15 protein-coding genes are annotated in these 17,613 nt (G+C 67.6%); 7 read left to right on the top strand and 8 right to left on the bottom strand.

What is annotated here, in order from left to right; translation table 11 throughout:
• The 3 genes from J0J10_RS01170 to J0J10_RS01160 are packed head-to-tail and all read left to right on the top strand — an operon-like array spanning window position 1 to window position 4,024.
• Window positions 1-1,179, top strand: coding sequence for an ABC transporter permease (locus tag J0J10_RS01170; RefSeq protein ID WP_291644596.1), 1,179 nt, complete (start codon window positions 1-3; stop codon window positions 1,177-1,179).
• Window positions 1,176-2,804 carry an ABC transporter ATP-binding protein gene (locus J0J10_RS01165; RefSeq protein WP_291644594.1) on the top strand — a complete coding sequence of 543 codons (1,629 nt, stop codon included), beginning with the start codon at window positions 1,176-1,178 and terminating at the stop codon, window positions 2,802-2,804. The genes J0J10_RS01170 and J0J10_RS01165 overlap by 4 nt, the downstream gene beginning before the upstream one ends.
• Window positions 2,805-2,806: 2 nt before the next feature.
• On the top strand, window positions 2,807-4,024 hold the full coding sequence (locus tag J0J10_RS01160; RefSeq protein WP_291644592.1) for a phosphopentomutase: 1,218 nt from the start codon (window positions 2,807-2,809) through the stop codon (window positions 4,022-4,024).
• Window positions 4,025-4,034: 10 nt separating this feature from the next.
• Here J0J10_RS01160 and J0J10_RS01155 read toward each other — a convergent pair whose 3' ends face one another.
• The 8 genes from J0J10_RS01155 to J0J10_RS01120 form a co-directional block, all read right to left on the bottom strand.
• Entirely contained in the window at window positions 4,035-5,492 is a 1,458-nt protein-coding gene (locus J0J10_RS01155; RefSeq protein ID WP_291644590.1) for a methyl-accepting chemotaxis protein, read from the bottom strand.
• Complete coding sequence (locus J0J10_RS01150) at window positions 5,489-5,938, bottom strand: hypothetical protein (RefSeq protein ID WP_291644588.1); 450 nt, start codon at window positions 5,936-5,938, stop codon at window positions 5,489-5,491. The genes J0J10_RS01155 and J0J10_RS01150 overlap by 4 nt, the downstream gene beginning before the upstream one ends.
• Before the next feature lie 252 nt (window positions 5,939-6,190).
• Entirely contained in the window at window positions 6,191-6,595 is a 405-nt protein-coding gene (locus J0J10_RS01145) for an arsenate reductase ArsC (RefSeq protein WP_291636687.1), read from the bottom strand.
• Between the two features lie 43 nt (window positions 6,596-6,638).
• Complete coding sequence (locus J0J10_RS01140) at window positions 6,639-7,112, bottom strand: UPF0262 family protein (RefSeq protein ID WP_291644586.1); 474 nt, start codon at window positions 7,110-7,112, stop codon at window positions 6,639-6,641.
• Window positions 7,113-7,159: 47 nt separating this feature from the next.
• On the bottom strand, window positions 7,160-8,449 hold the full coding sequence (gene hisD, locus J0J10_RS01135; protein WP_291644584.1) for a histidinol dehydrogenase: 1,290 nt from the start codon (window positions 8,447-8,449) through the stop codon (window positions 7,160-7,162).
• A gap of 25 nt (window positions 8,450-8,474) precedes the next feature.
• On the bottom strand, window positions 8,475-8,921 hold the full coding sequence (locus tag J0J10_RS01130) for a DUF2948 family protein (protein ID WP_291644582.1): 447 nt from the start codon (window positions 8,919-8,921) through the stop codon (window positions 8,475-8,477).
• Between the two features lie 31 nt (window positions 8,922-8,952).
• On the bottom strand, window positions 8,953-10,242 hold the full coding sequence (murA, locus tag J0J10_RS01125) for a UDP-N-acetylglucosamine 1-carboxyvinyltransferase (protein WP_291644580.1): 1,290 nt from the start codon (window positions 10,240-10,242) through the stop codon (window positions 8,953-8,955).
• A 54-nt stretch (window positions 10,243-10,296) separates the two neighbouring features.
• Window positions 10,297-10,461: a hypothetical protein gene (locus J0J10_RS01120; protein ID WP_291636695.1), complete on the bottom strand. Its 165-nt coding sequence runs from the start codon at window positions 10,459-10,461 to the stop codon at window positions 10,297-10,299.
• A gap of 512 nt (window positions 10,462-10,973) precedes the next feature.
• On the opposite strand from J0J10_RS01120, the gene J0J10_RS01115 reads away from it, so the two are divergent.
• The 4 genes from J0J10_RS01115 to J0J10_RS01100 all read left to right on the top strand — a co-directional run bounded on the left by J0J10_RS01115 (window position 10,974) and on the right by J0J10_RS01100 (window position 17,588).
• Entirely contained in the window at window positions 10,974-11,936 is a 963-nt protein-coding gene (locus tag J0J10_RS01115) for an enoyl-CoA hydratase-related protein (RefSeq protein WP_291644578.1), read from the top strand.
• A 168-nt stretch (window positions 11,937-12,104) separates the two neighbouring features.
• Window positions 12,105-14,465, top strand: a complete 2,361-nt coding sequence (locus J0J10_RS01110; protein WP_291644576.1) for a putative bifunctional diguanylate cyclase/phosphodiesterase — start codon at window positions 12,105-12,107, stop codon at window positions 14,463-14,465.
• Window positions 14,466-14,692: 227 nt separating this feature from the next.
• A complete protein-coding gene (locus J0J10_RS01105) occupies window positions 14,693-16,123 on the top strand; it encodes a dihydrolipoyl dehydrogenase family protein (protein WP_291644574.1) in 1,431 nt (476 codons plus the stop codon).
• 10 nt (window positions 16,124-16,133) lie between these two features.
• Window positions 16,134-17,588, top strand: coding sequence for a sensor histidine kinase (locus J0J10_RS01100; protein WP_291644572.1), 1,455 nt, complete (start codon window positions 16,134-16,136; stop codon window positions 17,586-17,588).
• Window positions 17,589-17,613: the final 25 nt, after the last annotated feature.

Below are 17,613 nucleotides of genomic sequence, written 5' to 3'. Positions count from 1 at the left end.
ATGGGCGACACGCTGCTCGACGTCCCGCCGCCGGCCCTGCGCGCCGCCACCCCTGCAAGCGCGCCGATTGCGGCGCGCCAGGGCTGGCTCAGGCTTTCACCGATCAACCGGCGCCGCCTCAACAGCTTCAAGGCCAACAAGCGCGGCTGGTGGTCGCTGTGGATTTTCCTGACGCTGTTCGTGCTTTCGCTCTTCGCCGAGTTCATCGCCAACGACCGGCCGCTGCTCGTCCGCTACAAGGGCGAGACGCTGTTCCCGGTCGCGGTAAACTATCCCGAGGAGAAGTTCGGCGGCTTCCTCGCCACCACCGATTACCGCGACCCGGTGATCGCCAGGGAGATCGCGGCGCATGGCTGGGTGCTCTGGCCGCCGATCCGCTATTCCTACCGCACGCATAATCTCGACCTGCCGGTGCCGGCCCCTGCCCCGCCAACCTGGATGCTGAAGGACGAGCAATGCCGCCCGATCGCCGAGCGCACGGGCGGCGCGACCTGCCGCGACCTCGAATGGAACTGGCTCGGCACCGACGACCAGGGCCGCGACGTCGTCGCGAGGCTGATCTACGGCTTCCGCATCTCGATCCTGTTCGGGCTGATCCTGGCCTCGGTCTCCTCGGTGATCGGCATCGCCGCCGGGGCGGTGCAGGGTTATTTTGGCGGCTGGACCGACCTGATCTTCCAGCGCTTCATCGAGATCTGGACCTCGATCCCGGCGCTCTACCTCCTGATCATCGTCGCCGCGATCATCACGCCGAGCTTCTTCGTCCTGCTCGGCATCCTGCTGCTGTTCTCCTGGGTGGCACTGGTCGGCGTGGTCAGGGCCGAGTTCCTGCGCGCACGCAATTTCGAATATGTGCGCGCCGCCCGGGCGCTCGGGCTCACCGACCGCGCCATCATGGTCAAGCACCTCCTGCCGAACGCCATGGTCGCGACCCTGACCTTCCTGCCCTTCATCCTCAACGGCTCGATCACCACCCTGACCTCGCTCGACTTCCTCGGCTTCGGCCTGCCGCCCGGCTCGCCCTCGCTCGGCGAACTGCTCGCGCAGGGCAAGGCCAACCTGCAGGCGCCCTGGCTCGGCCTCGCCGGCTTCGTGGTGATCGCCATGATGCTGTCGCTGCTGATCTTCATCGGTGAGGCGGTCCGCGATGCTTTCGACCCCAGGAAGACCTTCGCGTGACCGCTCCCCTCCTCTCCGTCCAGGACCTCTCCGTCGCCTTCCGCCAGGGCGGGCAGGAGACGCTCGCCGTCGACAAGGTCTCCTTCCAGATCGCCAGGGGCGAGACGCTGGCGCTGGTCGGCGAGTCCGGCTCGGGGAAATCGGTCTCGGCGCTGTCGATCCTGAAGCTGCTGAACTATCCGGCAGCGCATCACCCCTCCGGCAAGGTGCTGTTCAACGGCCAGGATCTGATCGCGGCCGATGAGGACGCGATGCGCAAGGTGCGCGGCAACGACATCACCATGGTGTTCCAGGAGCCGATGACCTCGCTCAACCCGCTGCACACAATCGCGCGGCAGATCGGCGAGATCCTAGAACTGCACAAGGGGCTGCGCGGCGACAAGGCGCGCGCAAGGACGCTCGAACTGCTCAGCCTCGTCGGCATCCGCGATGCCGAAAGCCGGCTCGACGCCTATCCGCACCAGCTTTCCGGCGGCCAGCGCCAGCGCGTGATGATCGCGATGGCGCTCGCCAACGAGCCCGACCTCCTGATCGCCGACGAGCCCACCACGGCGCTCGACGTCACCGTCCAGGCGCAGATCCTGACCCTGCTCAAGGAATTGCAGACAAGGCTCGGCATGGCCGTGCTATTCATCACCCACGATCTCGGCATCGTCCGGCGCATCGCCGACCGGGTCTGCGTGATGCTGAAGGGCAGGATCGTCGAGCAGGGCCCGGTAGCGGAGATATTTGCGCGACCACAGCACGAGTATACGAGGCGGCTGCTTGCAGCCGAGCCCAAGGGCCGACCGGAGCCGGTGGCGGAGAGCGCCGTAACGCTGCTCGAAGCCGGACCGATCAAGGTCTGGTTCCCGATCAAGACCGGCCTGCTGCGGCGCACGACCAGCCATGTGAAGGCCGTCGACGGCATCTCTGTGCAAGTCCGCGAGGGCGAGACGCTCGGCGTCGTCGGCGAGTCCGGCTCGGGCAAGACGACGCTAGGGCTCGCCATCCTCAGGCTGATTTCCTCGGAAGGGCCGATCCTGTTTCTCGGCGACCGGATCGACGGGCTCAAGGCCGCCGCCGTCCGGCCGAAGCGCAAGGACCTGCAGGTCGTCTTCCAGGACCCCTATGGCTCGCTCTCGCCGCGCATGTCGGTCGCCGATATCGTAGCGGAGGGGCTGACCGTTCAGCAGAAGGGGCTGAGCTATCAGCGCCAGCGCGAGATCGTGGCGCAGGCGCTCGCCGATGTCGGACTCGATCCGGCGACCATGGACCGCTATCCGCACGAATTCTCCGGCGGCCAGCGCCAGCGCATCGCGATCGCCCGCGCCATGGCCCTCGATCCGAAATTCGTCGTGCTCGACGAGCCGACCTCGGCGCTCGACATGTCGGTGCAAGCTCAGATCGTCGAGCTGCTGCGCGCGCTCCAGACACGGCGCAAGCTCGGCTATCTCTTCATCAGCCACGACCTCAAGGTCGTACGGGCGCTGTCGCACCGGGTTCTGGTCATGCAGAACGGCAAGGTCGTCGAGGAAGGCCCGGCCGAGGAGGTCTTCGCCCGGCCGCGCGAGCCCTATACCAGGGCCCTGCTCGCCGCCGCCCTCAACCTCGAACCGGCCGAAACGGCCGCGGTGCGGGACTGACGATGACGCGCGCCATCCTGATCGTGCTCGACTCCGTCGGCTGTGGCGGGGCGGAGGATGCGGCCCGCTATGGCGATACCGGTGCGGACACGCTCGGCCATATCGCCCAGGCTTGCGCCGAGGGCCGCGGCGACCGCGAAGGACTACGCAGCGGGCCGCTCGCTATTCCCAATCTTGCCCGGCTGGGGCTGAGCCATGCCTGCCAAGCCTCGACCGGCAAGCCGCTGGCCGGTGTCGCGCGACCGGAAGCGCCGCAGGGCCAGTACGGCTATGGCGTCGAGGTCAGCCAGGGCAAGGATACGCCATCCGGCCACTGGGAAATCGCCGGCTGCCCCGTACCGTTCGAATGGGGCTATTTCACCGCGCTGGAGAACTCCTTCCCGCCCGACCTCGTCGCCGCCATCATCCGCGAAGGAGTCTTGCCCGGCATCCTCGGCAACAAGCACGCCTCCGGCACGGCGATCATCGACGAGCTGGCCGAGGAGCATATCTCGACCGGCAAGCCGATCTGCTACACCTCGGTCGACTCTGTCCTGCAGATCGCGGCGCATGAGGAGCATTTCGGGCTGGAGCGACTCTACGAGCTTTGCCGCAAGGTCCGGATTCTGGTCGACCCGCTCAGGATCGGCCGCGTCATCGCCCGCCCCTTCATCGGCACGGCCGAGTCCGGTTTTACCCGCACCGGCAACCGCAAGGACTTCTCCATACCGCCACCGGACGAAACGATTCTGGATCGGCTGGCGCAGCAGAGCCGTGCCATCGTCACCGTCGGCAAGATCGGCGACATCTTTGCTCATCGCAACACGGCGCTGGAGATCAAGCCCTTCGGCAATGCGGCGATGTTCTCGGCCGCGCTCGAAGCGGTCGAGACATTGCCGGATGGCGGCTTCTGTTTCGTCAACCTCGTCGATTTCGACACCGAATATGGCCACCGCCGCGACATCCCCGGCTATGCGGCGGCGCTCGAAGCCTTCGATCGCGACCTGCCGAGGCTCGAGGCGAGGCTGAGACCCGGCGACCTGGCCGTGATCACCGCCGATCACGGCAATGATCCGAGCTGGCCGGGCACCGACCATACCCGCGAGCACGTGCCTGTGCTCGCCTTCGGAGCTGGCGTCGCGGCCGGGCCGATCGGGCGGCGCGAGAGCTTTGCCGACATCGCCGCCACGCTCGGCACCTGGCTCGGCATCGGCACCGTCGGGCCTGGACGGAGCTGGTAGGCAGACGGCCTCAGGCGGCCGCGACCTTCTCGCAGAACTCGGCGACCTCGCGGCGAATCTTAGAGGCCTGCTGTGCCAGATCGTCCGAGGATTGCTGCAACTCCGCGGCCGCGTCATGGGTGCGTGCCGTCACCGTCCGGAAGCCGCCGAGCGCCTCGGCGCTGCGATTGGCCCCGTCGGAGGAGATCTGCACCTCATGGGCGATCTCGTTCGTGGCGCGGTTCTGCTCCTCGACCGCATGGGCGATCGCGACCGAGACCGTCTCGACCTCGCCGATCGCCGAGACGATCGCGCGGATCGACTTTAGCGAGCGCTGCGATGCGGTCTGGATGGCGCCGATCGAGCGCGCCACCTCCTCGGTAGCGTTGGCGGTCTGGGTCGAGAGGGTCTTGACCTCGCTGGCGACGACCGCGAAGCCCTTGCCCATCGCGCCGGCGCGGGCCGCTTCGATGGTCGCATTCAGCGCGAGCATGCTGGTCTGCGCCGCGACGCCGCGGATGATCTCGACGACGGCCCCGACGCTCTCGCTGGTCTGGGCCAGGGCCTCGATCTCGGCGCTCGCGGTGCGGGCAAGCGCCGCCGCCGCCTTCGAACTATCGGCGGAATGCGTGACGCTGCGGCCGATCTCGGCGATCGAGCTCGCCAGTTCCTGGGCTGCTGCGGCGGTCTGATCGATGCTGCGCGTCGTCTCGCCGGAGGAATGGGCGACGACGCTGCTCTGCTGGCGCGCCTGCTCGGAAGCGCCCGTCAGCTCGCGGGCATTCACCTGCATGGCCTCCGCCGCCCGGTCGAGCACGGCCATGGCATGCTCCATCTCGCGGTGGAAGCCACCGACGATCTCGCGGATCGCCTGGGAGCGTGCGTCGATCTCTTCGGCATTCCTCTTCTCGAGCTCGCTGGCGCGGCGCTCGCGCATGACGAGTTCTTCCGCCCGGCGCAGATTGGCGTCGTTCTCGGCGAGGATGCGGGCGGTGATCACCGCGATGGCAGTGAGGAAGGTGGTCTCGACCACGACGATGACGGCGTGCAGCAGCACACGGGCCAGGCTGCCGCCCTGATAGAACACGGCCGCGGGCAGGACATATTGCAGAACCAGGTGATGCGCTGCAGTGAGCCCTGCGCCCATGAGGATGGGCCGCCAGTCGCAGAAGCCGGCCAGCAGCGCGAGCACGGCGAAATAATACATGTGGCTGTCGGGCTGCCAGGGATGGCCGGCGAAGCTCGCGACGAAGATCGAGACCTGCCCGATCAGCGCCGTCGCGATGACGAGCTGGGTCGCGGTCGTGGCTCCGCGCGTGCGATAGGCCAACAGGGCGGCAGCCGCCAGTACGAAGCCGCCGGCACCAGGGGCGAAGGCGAGATTGCCCAGGATCGTCGCCGTGGCCGCCAGAAGTGGCACATGGACGAAGGCAAGGCCGATCAGGCAGCGCGCCGTCAGATCACGCAGGCCGGGCAAGGTCAGGATCATGAAGCGGCTCCGCCGGAAAGACAGCCTGCCAGCCCTTCGAGCCGCAGCAGCAGCAAGGCGCCGTCCGGTCTGACGGCCTCTTGCTCGCTCGCTGCGACGATCATCACGAAAGGCAGGGCGCCGCTGCGCAGAACCCGCATGCCCGCCGCGAGGCTGCGCGCCGCGGCCTCGCGGCTGCTGGTCCAGGGCGGGAACACCGCCGCCAGTTCCTGGCTAGGCGTGTCGCTCCGTCCGGGCAGACCGGTCATGGCGATGAGGCCGGAGGAAATGATGAGGGCTGCGATCGCCAGACCGTCGCGCAGTCGTCCACGCCCCTCGGATCGAGTGCATGAGGGGATAGGGTTCTGCCGCATATCGTTGCAGTCTTTCGGCGCGCCTAGGCATAAGATACGAATGCATGACTTGAAGGCGCTGTATTGATTTTTTATTAAGCAGATGATATTCATGCATTAACTAATCATTAAACGTTTTTAGCACTCCACAATATTACAACTTATTGTAGAACATCATGGATTGTGACGCCATTTCCTCCTGCATCATTTAGCCATTCGGCGACGTGCGAAGGCGCTTATGCCAGCTGCAATCTCGTGTACCCGGTTCCGGACACCTATTCGTGACGCCGTCCTCGGCTGCGGCCATGGCGCTCGGTGGATCACCGCCAGGCCGCATGGCCATCGCTTCTGCGCCGGCATTCGGCTTCAGCTTTTCAACCGCGCCTTGATCCTGCGCATCAACCCGTCGCGGACCTCACGATAGGCATCGAGCACCTGCTCGCGCGAACCCTGCACGGCGGAGGGATCGGCCGTCGGCCAGTACTCGACTTCGGCAGCGGTGGTCCGGGTCAGGTCGAGCGCCTTGTGGTGAGCCTCCGGCGACAATGTGACGATCAGGTCGAAGTTGAGCCCCTCCCACTCTTCCAGCTCCTCGATCGATTTCGGCCGGTGCTTGCGGGCATCGATGCCGATCTCGTCGAGAACGGCGAGCGCGAACGGATCGGTCTCGCCCTTCTTCGCGCCGGCCGACTGGACATAGATCGACCTGCCGAAGAAATGCTTGGCCATCGCCTCCGCCATCGGCGAGCGGACCGCGTTCAGCGCGCACATGAAGAGCACACTCTGGAGCTTGCGCGGGGCCGGCTCCAAGCGTTCAGCCCTTCCAGTGCAGCGCGTAGATCAGGGTGAAGAAGCGCCGCGCCGTCTCACGGTCGAGCACGACCTTGCCGGCGAGACGCTCGACCAGGATGACCGCGGCCTCGTCATGCAGGCCGCGCCGGCCCATGTCGATCGCCTCGATCTGCGCCGGTGTCGCAGTCCGTATCGCCGCATAATAGCTCTCGCAGACCATCTCGTAGTCCTTGATCAGCCGCTTCAGCGGCGTCAGCGAGAGATGGTGGGTGACGAGCGCCGCCCCGTCGGCACTGCGCACCTCGAAGGCGAGGCGGCGCTCGACCAGCGCCAGATGCACCGCATAGGGCCCGCCATCGAATCCCGGCAGGGCGAAGCTGTTGCGCTCGATCAGGTCGTAGATCGCGATGGCGCGTTCATGCTCCTGATCCGGCGCGCCACGCCCGAGCGAAGCTTCATCGAGCGTGACGCCGACCAGGCGGTTGGTTTCGGACATGTGCCCTCCCCTGCCGGCGCCGAATCTGCGCGATCGCGATCGGCGCCTCAGTTCAGCCTGATCGTCACGGAACGGCCATGGGCCTGCAAGCCCTCGGCTTCGGCGAGTTCGACCGCCGCGCCGGCGAGCGCCCGCAAGGCACCGGCATCGCATTTCAGCAGCGAGGTCCGCTTCATGAAATCCGGCACGCCGAGCCCGGAGGAGAAGCGCGCCGAGCGCGCCGTCGGCAGGACGTGGTTGGAACCGCCGACATAGTCGCCGATCGCCTCCGGCGTGTGACCGCCGAGGAAGATGGCCCCGGCATTGCGGATGCGTTCGGCAAGGCGCTCCGGATTGCCGGTGACGATCTCGAGATGCTCCGGGGCCAGCCGGTCGACAAGCGGGATCGCCGCCTCCAATGTCTCGACCAGGATGACGGCGCCGAAATCGGCCCAGCTCGCGGCCGCGATCTCGGCGCGCGGCAGCGTCTTGAGCTGACTTGCGACCGCGCGCTCGACCTCGGTGGCGAGTTCCGCGTCATCGGTGATCAGGATCGATTGCGAGGCGGTGTCGTGCTCCGCCTGGGCCAGCAGGTCGGCCGCGATCCAGTCGGGATTGGCGCTGGCATCGGCGAGGACCAGAACCTCGGAAGGGCCGGCGATCATGTCGATGCCGACGGTACCGAAGACGCGGCGCTTGGCTGCCGCGACATAGGCGTTGCCGGGGCCGACGATCTTGGCGACGGGGGCGATGGTCTGCGTGCCATAGGCGAGCGCGGCCACCGCCTGCGCCCCGCCGATGCGGTAGATCTCGTCGATGCCGGCGAGCCGCGCCGCAGCCAGCACCAGCGGGTTGCTCTCGCCGCGCGGGGTCGGGGCGACCATGACGAGGCGCTCGACGCCGGCGACCTTGGCCGGAACGGCGTTCATCAGCACCGAGGACGGGTAGCTCGCCGTGCCGCCGGGCACATAGAGGCCGACGGCCTCGATCGCGCTCCAGCGCCAGCCGCTTTCGACGCCGAGTGCGTCGCGCGACCAGGAATCGGCCGGCTTCTGGCGCAGATGATAGGCCTCGATGCGCGAGCGCGCCGTCTCGAGCGCCGCAAGCTGCTCGGGCGTGCAGGCGGCGACAGCGGCCTCGATCTCGGCCTCGGTGACGCGCAAGGTCGCCGGCGTCAGCTCCAGCTTGTCGAAGCGTGCGGTATAATCGAGCAGCGCCGCGTCGCCGCGCGTCCGCACCTCGGCGATGATCGCCGCAGCGACCTGGTCGACATCCTCGGAAACCTCGCGCTTGGTCGCGAGCAGGGCGGCAAAGCCCTGCTCGAAACCGGCATCACGTGCATCAAGCCTGATCGGCATGGAAAGTCCTGGACGGAGGAGGAGTTCAGCCCGGATCGGGATGGGCCGGGGTGGCCGCGGCCTCCCAGATCGGCCCGAGATCCTTCATCTGGGCCTCGATGCATTCGACGCCGAGCCGGATCGCGGCCCCGTCGGAGAAATGCAGGGTGACCTCGCCCGCCGGGCTCTGCGCCTCGGCGAAGGTCACCGCCAGCAGGCTGAAGACGGCATCCTTGGCGCCGGGCTCGATCTTGACGCTGCGCGCGCTGGTGACACGCTCGAAATGCAGCGCCGCGAGGCGACGGCGCTTCTGGCCGCGCTCAGCACCTTCCCAGTCGAAGCGGCGCAAGGCGAGCGCGAAACGCTGCTCGGCCGGGAGCCAGGCGATGTCGCCCTTGCGCACCACCGCATCCTGCAGATGCGCCGAGACGACCGCGAGATCCTCGGCGTCGAGGGCGATCAGCTTCAGGGGCTCGGCGGCGGGATCGGACATCCATCCTATCTGGCGGGGACGCCAGCCGGCGTCAACCGCTGATGCGCTCGATCTGGGCGCCGCAGCGGCCGAGCTTGGCCTCCAGCGCCTCGAAGCCACGATCGAGATGGTAGACGCGGTTGATCATGGTGTCGCCCTCGGCGACCAGCCCGCCGATCACCAGCGAGACCGAGGCACGCAGATCCGTCGCCATCACCGGGGCGCCAGTCAGCTTCTCGACACCGTCGACATAGGCCGCGTCGCCGTCGAGCCTGATCTTCGCACCGAGCCGGGCGAGCTCCTGCACGTGCATGAAGCGGTTCTCGAAGATCGTCTCGCGAATGCGCGAGGTGCCGTTGGCGCGCGTCATCAGCGCCATGAGCTGCGCCTGCAGGTCGGTTGGAAAGCCGGGGAACGGGTCGGTGGTGACGTCGACCGGCTCCAGCGCCGCGCCGTTGCGGCGAATGCGGACGCCTTCATTGCTGGTGGAGACCTCGACGCCGGCCTCGACCATCACGTCGAGCGCGGCCTGGAGCAGGTCGGCGCGGGCGCCTTCGAGCAGCACGTCGCCGCCGGTCATCGCCACCGCCATCGCGTAGGTCCCGGTCTCGATCCGGTCCGGCAGCACGGCATGATGCGTGCCGCCAAGCCGCCCGACGCCGCGAATGGTAATGGTGGAGGTGCCGGCGCCTTCAATCTTGGCGCCCATCTTGTTGAGGCAGTCGGCGAGGTCGACGACTTCGGGCTCGCGCGCGGCGTTTTCGATGGTGGTGACGCCGTCAGCGAGCACGGCCGCCATCAGGGCGGTATGGGTGCCGCCGACCGTGACCTTCGGGAAGACGATATCGCCGCCCTTAAGGCCCTTCGGCGCCCGCGCCAGCGCATAGCCGTTCTCGATATCGATCTTGGCGCCGAGGCGCTCGAGCGCCATCAGCAGGAGATCGACCGGGCGCGTGCCGATGGCGCAGCCGCCGGGCAGCGAGACCTTCGCCTCACCCATGCGGGCGAGGATCGGCGCGATCACCCAGAAGCTGGCGCGCATGGTCGAGACCAGCTCGTAGGGGGCGCAGGTGTCGACGATCTGGCGTGCGGTCAGCGCGAAGGTCTGGCCGGTTTCCGAGGTCTGGCCGACACGCTTGCCGGCGATCGAGCGATCGACACCGTGATTGGAGAGGATGCGGGAGAGCGCGCTGACATCCGAGAGGCGCGGCACATTGGCGAGCGTCAACGTCTCGTCGGTCAAAAGGCTGGCGATCATCAGCGGCAGGGCCGCGTTCTTGGCGCCCGAGATCGGGATGACGCCGTCGAGGCGTTGACCGCCGGTGATGCGGATACGGTCCATCTGGCTCGTCCTGCTGGCGCGGCCGGCAGGGGAGCGCCGGCGGGAGGGATTTGGTCAGGACCGTGAGGTTTCGGCCTGGGCGGGCGGCGTTTCGTCTGTCGCTTCCGTCTCGGCCGTCCGCCGCGCGCGCGCCTGCGCCTTGCGGCGTTTCAGGTTCTCGCGCAGGGCGGCGGCGAGGCGCGCCCTTTTCTGCTCGTCGGCTTCGGTCTGGCGGCTCAAGGCGTCAGCTCGTCGGAAGTGCCCCGTCACGGCGAGGCGGCGGGTGGGTGAATGGTTAGCCGCTCGGGCGACGGCGGACAAGCCGCCGGCGCACCAAACGCGCTCCGTCATGGCCGACCGATTGCGGCACAACTGCGGCCGAACCCGCCGAGGACTGAGCCAATAGCCGCCTTTGCGAGGCAGCAGCTCCACTCCTTCGCCGAGCAGTTTCCTCTCCGAACAGGCCTCGCGGCAGGAAAACTCGTCTCCGAGAAGGCCGCGCCGAAGGCATTCCCCACTGTTCCGAGCGCAAGCGACCGTAGCGAACACGGCGGCAGCACAACCATGGCGTGACGAACGAAAAGCCTCCGACCCATTCGAAATCGACCTCCTCGGCGCCTCGGCGCCGGGCGGCCCGAACTGCTTAGGGGGCTCACAAATCTTAATGAAATTAACCATTTCTGCCAGTTTTCGTTTACACATTATTAACTTCGCGTACCTTTTCGGCGGGTTGAGTGACGAGGAGAGTTGGGATGTTCCAGAGCTATGCAGCGGCGATCGGCGGCGCGCCGGCTCGGGGACTGACAGGCAAGGAGGTCATCGAGGCGATCCGGCACCGCGCCGGCTTCCTGCCGGAGGTGCAGCTGGCCTACGAGGCGGAGATCCGGACGCTCTGGGTCACGATCAAACCGGAGCTGAAGCCGGTCTTCACGCTGCAACTGCTCGACAGCCTGGGTAAGGTGCAGCAGGCGATCATGGATCTCTGGGGCGCGCCGGAGGATTATCACGCCGCGCCCGTGCGTTTCCTCGCCTTCCGCGGCACCGGACCGTTCTTCACGCTCGGCGGCGATCTCGATTTCTATCTGGACTGCCTGGCCAAGAACGACCGGGCCGCGCTGGCCGAATATGCCCGGCTGTCGATCGAAGGGGCCGTGCGCAACGCCAGCGGCCTCAACGGGCTGGTGGTGACGCTGTCGACGATCCACGCCAAGGCGATCGGCGGCGGCATCGACGCGCCGCGCTCATGCAATATCATGATCGCCGAGCAGCAGGCCTCGTTCGTCTACCCCGAGATCAAGTTCAACCATTTCCCGATCACCGCCGTGGCGATCCTGTCGCGCCGCATGGGCGCACGTGCCGCCGAGCGGATGCTGTTGTCGGCTGAGGAGCTGAGCGCGGAGGAATTCATGGCCGCAGGCGGGCTGGAAGCGGTGGTGCCGACGGGCACCGGCGAGGACTGGATCCGCAAATACGCTGCCGACTCCCTGCCGATGCATGCAGCCAAGACGGCGCTGTTCTCGGCCTTCAACCGTCGCGCCGGCGATTTGCGCGAGGAACTCGAGCATCTCGGTGAAATCTGGACGGACTGCATGCTGCGTCTGCACCCTGCCGCCATTTCCAAGCTGCAGCGCATCGCCCAGACGCAGGATCGCATGCTCGCGCGGGTCTATCAGCGCCAGGATGAGCCCGAGGCTCGTAGCCCCGGACATCACTGAGGCCGCCCGGCCGGGCGCTTCCCTGGCGGCGGCCCCCCCCGATCGATCCCGCGACTCGGTCGCGTAAATCTCACGGAACTTTTACCTTTCCGGTCTAAACGGGTTTAAATACGGGGCGAACGACTGAGCTGTTGCCGCCTTCCCGAGGCTGTCGAAGGGCAGGAGTATATGGCGGGAGCGCCGAACCGGCAGCGCACGCTCGCAGTGCGCAGCGAGACGACGGAGCTACCTGCCATTGCACATGGCGGCGTCGGCGAGGTCGACCTCGCCGACTACAGACTGCTGGTCTCCTCACTGTTCTCTTCGCCGGGCTCGATCATTCCCGGCGGCATCGCCGGCATCCTGACGCCCTATCTCTGCTGGCTCTCGACCGGCGCGCAGATCTTCATGACGCTGACGCTGTCGGTCGCGCTGGTGGTCGTGCTACGCATCCTGACGGTGATCCGCTACCGCAGGCTCGATCATTCCGAGGACAGCTTTGAGGAGACGCGGCGCTGGGATCGCGAGTACTTCGCCGGCGCGACCGTCTTCAGCGCCGTGCTCGGCTACAGCTGCTATGTGGCGCTGGCCAACACCGATGATCCGGCCGCTCACATAACCTCCGTCGCCTCGACGATCGCGCTGGCCTCCGGCTATGTCGCGCGCAATGCCGGACGTCCCAAATTCGTCACGGTCCAGCTGCTGACCTTTTGCGTGCCGATGGCACTGGGCCTGATCCAGGCGCACAATCCCTATTATCACTATATCGGCTATTTCGCCTTCCTGTACGTGGCGGCGAACATCGCGATCACCAACTCGCTGCATCGCAACCTGCTGGCGCTGAGCGACGCGACCAAGCAGTCCAAGGCACTGGCCACGGCCCTGCACTCGCAGAACCTGACCCTCGACGCTGCGCTCAACACCATGATCCATGGGCTGGCGATGTTCGATCGCAAGCTCGAGCTCGCCGTCTCCAACGCCCCGCATGCCGCCCTCTACGGGATGCCGGAGACCTTGACCCTGCCGGGCACCCCGATCACCGCCGTCGCGCGTTTTCTCGTCGAGCGGCAGATCGCCAGCGCCGAGCAGGTCCGCGCCATCAAGGCCGCGCTGGACCGGGTCCAGGCGATGCAGCAGGCGGCGGTCTACGAATTCCAGTCGCGCAACGGCCGGATGCTGGTCGTCACCATCGCGCCAGCCGCCGAAGGCGGCGTGCTGATGCTCACCGAGGATGCGACCGAGCGGAAGGCGACCGAGGCGCTGATCGAGCAGATGGCGCGCTTCGACGAGCTGACCGGCCTCGCCAATCGTTTCGAGTTCAATGGCCAGCTCGCCGAGGCCTTCAAGAAGCAGGAGCGGACCGGCCAGGCCTTCGCACTGCTCTATATCGACCTCGACGGCTTCAAGCAGGTCAACGACAATCTCGGCCACGACATCGGCGACAAGGTGCTGGTGCAGACCGCCGCCAGGCTGAAGGCCGCGATCCGGCAGAGCGACATGCTGGCGCGCTTCGGCGGCGACGAATTCGTGCTGATCTTGCCTGCCGCCGATGTCGACACGGTCCGCATCATCGCACAACGCATGATCGAGGCGATGGGGCGCGCCTTCGAACTCGATACCAAGACCGTCTATGTCACCGCGAGCATCGGCATCGCTCTCGCGCCGACCGACGGCGCGAACCCGGCCGACCTGCTGCGCCATGCCGACACCGCGCTCTACAAAGCCAAGTCGGCGGGCCGCAACACCGCGACCTTCTTCGACCCCGCCATGGCCGAGGAGATGCTCGACCGCCACGAGATCGAGGTCGATCTGCGCCAGGCCACCGCGGAAGGCGCGCTTCAGCTCTACTACCAGCCGATCATCGATCTTCGCACCCAGCAGGTCGTCACGCGCGAGGCGCTGATGCGCTGGCCGCATCCGACGCGCGGCATGGTGCCACCCGGCGTCTTCATCCCGATAGCCGAGCAATCCGGTCTGATCGCCGGGATGGGCGACTGGGCGATCGCGCAGGCCTGCCTCGACGCGGCGAAATGGCCCGATGGCGTGGGCGTCTCGGTCAATGTCTCGCCGCTGCAGTTTCGCGAGCCGGTGCGCCTGGTTCAGACCGTCAAGGACGCCCTGCTCGCTGCCGGCCTCGCGCCGGGCCGGTTGACGCTGGAGGTGACCGAATCGCTGCTGATCGAGGACAACAAGGCGACGCTCGAGCTGATCAACGAACTGCGCACCATCGGCATCAAGTTCGCGCTCGACGATTTCGGCACCGGCTATTCCTCGCTCGCCTATCTCTCCACCTATCCGTTCTCGCAGGTGAAGATCGACCAGAGTTTCAGCCGCAACGTCAACGCCGACGAAGCCTCCAAGGCGATCATCGAAGCGGTCTGCCAGCTGGCCCGCCGCCTTTCGATGAACGTCGTGGTCGAGGGCATCGAGACCGAAGCGCAACGCATGGCGGTGCAACTGCTCGGCGCCCAGCGGGCGCAGGGCTATCTCTTCGGCCGTCCCGAGCCGGTCTCGGAATTCGTCAAGAGTGAATCCCGCAAGCGGGCCTGACCTGGCCGGCCCCGTGCTCGAGGGCAAGTTGCCCTCGGCACCCCTTGCTGTTGTCCGTGGCGATGACCAGATAGCCCCCACCGCCGCCGCAACCGGGCCTCTCCTGCCCGAGATCGGCGTGGCGCCTTGATTCAGCTGGGCCGGCAACGCATCAGCAGAAGCAGGAAAGCGAGCCCGGAGAGGTGGCGTTGACCGAAACCGCCCACGCATTGGCCAGGCCCGGGCCGATGACCCCAGACATCTGCGTCGTCGGCACCGGCCCCGGGGCGCTCACGGTCGCGACCACCGCGGCGCTGTTCGGCGTCTCCGTCGTGCTGGTGACGCCACCCGCCACCGACGGCGCCGAACAACCCGTCACCGGCTCCAGCGCATGCGTCGCGCTCGCCGCTGCCGCGCAGAGACTTTCGGCGCTCCGCGAAGCCGGCCGCTTCGGCCTGTCTCTCGGCGAGCCGCAGGTCGACGCGGCGCAATTGCGCGGACAGGCCGAGCGGCTCGCCGACACGCTGGCGCTGAACGGCTCGGCCGAGCGCCTGGCTGCGCTCGGCATCGTCCAGCTGCGGGGCGAGCCCCATTTCCTCAATCGCCACACCCTCGCGGCCGGCGAGCACCGGATCAGGGCACGGCGCTTCGTCATAGCGCTCGGCGCGCAGCCGGCCGCGCCCTCCGTGCCCGGCCTTGCCGAACTGCCCTTCCTGACCGTCGAGACGCTCATGGTGGCGCCGCGCTGGCCGGAGAGGCTGCTCGTCCTCGGCGGCGAACCGGCGGGCGTCGAGATCGCCCAGGCGATGCGTCGGCTCGGCAGCGAAGTCGTGCTGATCCTGCCGGAGGGCCTGCTGCCGCAGGAAGACCCGGAGGCTTGCGACCTCATCCGGCGCGCCTTGCTGCGCGACGGCGTCGTCCTGCACGAGGGCCGTGAATTGCTACGGGCAGAGAGCGCCCGCCACCGCCCTCGCCTCGTTCTCGCGCCGCGGGAGGAGAACGCCGCCGAAACTGCGGTGGAGGGGACGCATCTGCTGCTCGCGAACGGCCGCAAGCCACGGCTCGCCGGGCTCGATCTCGACCTCGCCGGCATCCGCGCCGACGACAGCGGCATTACGGTCGACCGAGGCCTGCGCACCGCCAACCGTCGCATCTTCGCCATCGGCGACTGCGCCCGCATCGCCGGCCCCCCCCCCTGCGGGCATGCTGGCGAGCACCATGCCGGCCTCGTGGTGCGCAACGCGCTGTTTCGCCTGCCGGTCAACGCCACGCGCGCCGCTCTCCCACGGCTGACTCTCAGCCAGCCCGAACTGGCGAGCCTTGGCCTTTCCGAAGCCGAGGCGCGCCTACAGGGCACGATCGGGGTGTTGCGCTGGCCCTATGCCGAGAACGAGCGGGCCAGGGCCGAAGGCCGCAGCGAGGGGTTGATCAAGGTCGTGACCGACCGAAGGGGGCATATTCTCGGCGTGACCATCGTCGGCGCGCAGGCAGGCGAACTGATCGGGCTCTGGAGCCTGGCGGTGCGCCAGCGCCTCAACGTCAGGGATGTCGCCGATCTCGCCCTGCCCGCGCCGACATTGTCGGAGATCTCGAAGCGCGCCGCGCTGTCAGTTCACACTCCCCTCGCCTCGCGGCCCGGCCTGCGCCGCCTGATCGGCTTCCTGCGGCGCTTCGGATAGACTGCGCCATATGCCGGAGAGAGAGTTCGATCACCGTAACCTGTCGATCAGCCTTCCACGAGGACTGACGCGCCTCGGCCTGTCGGCCAAGCTGCTGGTCCTGACGACGCTCTTCGTGATGCTGGCCGAGGTGCTGATCTATCTGCCCTCCGTCGCGACCTTCCGTCGCTCCTGGCTGAATGACCGGCTCGCCGCGGCGCAGATCGCCGTGCTCGTGCTCGAGGGCGCGCCGAATAACGGCTTGCCGGAGGGCAGCGAGGAACGGCTCCTCGCCGGCGTCGGCGCACGGGCGATCGCCGCGCGCGTCGGCGGAGCACGCCGTCTGCTCAGCCTCGACGCGATGCCGCCCGAAGTCGCGCAGACGGTCGACCTGCGCAATCTGAGCCGAATGGGCTCGATCATGGAAGCGGTCTCCATGCTGCTGCGGCCGGCCCATAAGTTGCCGATCCGCGTGGTCGGGCAAGCCGTCGGCGCCGCCGATTTCGTCGAGCTGGTGATCGACGAGGCACCGTTGCGCCGGGCGATGCTGAAATTCTCGTGGAACCTGCTGCTGATCTCGCTGCTGATTTCGGCACTGAGCGCCGGGGTGATCTATTTCGCGCTGAACTGGCTTATCGTGACGCCGATCCGGCATCTCGCCGCCAATGTCATGGAGTTCGAGAACGATCCGGAGAACCCCTACCGGATCATCACCCCGTCGAACCGGGTCGACGAGGTCGGCGAGGCCGAACGGGCCCTGGCCCGCATGCAGGCGACGCTGGCCAGTGATCTGCGCGCCAAGAAGCACCTCGCCGAGCTCGGGCTGGCGGTCAGCAAGATCAACCATGATCTGCGCAATATGCTGGCGGCGGCGCAGCTCATGTCTGACCGCCTGACCGAAACCCGCGACACCAAGATTCGCAGCTTCGCGCCTCGGCTGATCGCGACGCTCGACCGGGCGATCGAGTTCTGCCAGGCGACGCTGGCCTATGGCCGCGCGGCGGAGGCGACCCCGCAGTTGCGCGAGGTGGTCTTGCGCCAGCTCGTCGCCGAACAGGCCGAATTGCTCGGGCTGAGCGAGAACGGCAAGATCGGCTTCGTCAACCAGGTGCCGGCAGAGCTCGTCGCCAATGTCGACCCCGACCAGATGGCGCGCGTGCTCTCCAACCTGATGCGCAACGCGATCCGCGCGTTGGAGGACGGCACGTTGGAGGATGGTCGGGCACCGTCGCTGGTGATCAGCGGCGGCTACGAGGGCAGCGAACTCGTGCTGCGCGTCGCCGATAACGGCCCCGGCGTCCCGGCACGGGCGCGCCAGAACCTGTTCCAGGCCTTTCGCGGCTCGGTCACCCCGGGCGGCACCGGGCTCGGCCTCGCCATCGCTGCCGAACTCGTGCGGCTGCATGGCGGCATGATCCATCTCGAGCCGTCCGAGCTCGGCGCCGTGTTCAAGGTGTCCTTGCCCGGGCACAAGGCCCGCCCCTGAACATCTCCCCCCGGGGCCGACGCCC

The organism is Allobosea sp., from assembly GCF_017308075.1.
In the GTDB taxonomy this organism is placed as follows: Bacteria; Pseudomonadota; Alphaproteobacteria; order Rhizobiales; family Beijerinckiaceae; genus Allobosea.
Note: the sequence above shows the minus strand (reverse complement) of the source record. Positions and strands in the feature narration are given on the sequence as shown.

What these genes read in the sequence shown, in the direction of transcription:
- J0J10_RS01170 (WP_291644596.1), top strand. Translation starts at nt 1, where the DNA reads ATGGGCGACACGCTGCTCGACGTCCCGCCGCCGGCCCTGCGCGCCGCC.
- J0J10_RS01160 (WP_291644592.1), top strand. Translation starts at nt 2,807, where the DNA reads ATGACGCGCGCCATCCTGATCGTGCTCGACTCCGTCGGCTGTGGCGGG.
- J0J10_RS01155 (WP_291644590.1), bottom strand. Translation starts at nt 5,492, where the DNA reads ATGATCCTGACCTTGCCCGGCCTGCGTGATCTGACGGCGCGCTGCCTG.
- J0J10_RS01150 (WP_291644588.1), bottom strand. Translation starts at nt 5,938, where the DNA reads ATGAATATCATCTGCTTAATAAAAAATCAATACAGCGCCTTCAAGTCA.
- J0J10_RS01145 (WP_291636687.1), bottom strand. Translation starts at nt 6,595, where the DNA reads ATGTGCGCGCTGAACGCGGTCCGCTCGCCGATGGCGGAGGCGATGGCC.
- J0J10_RS01140 (WP_291644586.1), bottom strand. Translation starts at nt 7,112, where the DNA reads ATGTCCGAAACCAACCGCCTGGTCGGCGTCACGCTCGATGAAGCTTCG.
- hisD (WP_291644584.1), bottom strand. Translation starts at nt 8,449, where the DNA reads ATGCCGATCAGGCTTGATGCACGTGATGCCGGTTTCGAGCAGGGCTTT.
- J0J10_RS01130 (WP_291644582.1), bottom strand. Translation starts at nt 8,921, where the DNA reads ATGTCCGATCCCGCCGCCGAGCCCCTGAAGCTGATCGCCCTCGACGCC.
- murA (WP_291644580.1), bottom strand. Translation starts at nt 10,242, where the DNA reads ATGGACCGTATCCGCATCACCGGCGGTCAACGCCTCGACGGCGTCATC.
- J0J10_RS01115 (WP_291644578.1), top strand. Translation starts at nt 10,974, where the DNA reads ATGTTCCAGAGCTATGCAGCGGCGATCGGCGGCGCGCCGGCTCGGGGA.
- J0J10_RS01110 (WP_291644576.1), top strand. Translation starts at nt 12,105, where the DNA reads ATGGCGGGAGCGCCGAACCGGCAGCGCACGCTCGCAGTGCGCAGCGAG.
- J0J10_RS01105 (WP_291644574.1), top strand. Translation starts at nt 14,693, where the DNA reads ATGACCCCAGACATCTGCGTCGTCGGCACCGGCCCCGGGGCGCTCACG.
- J0J10_RS01100 (WP_291644572.1), top strand. Translation starts at nt 16,134, where the DNA reads ATGCCGGAGAGAGAGTTCGATCACCGTAACCTGTCGATCAGCCTTCCA.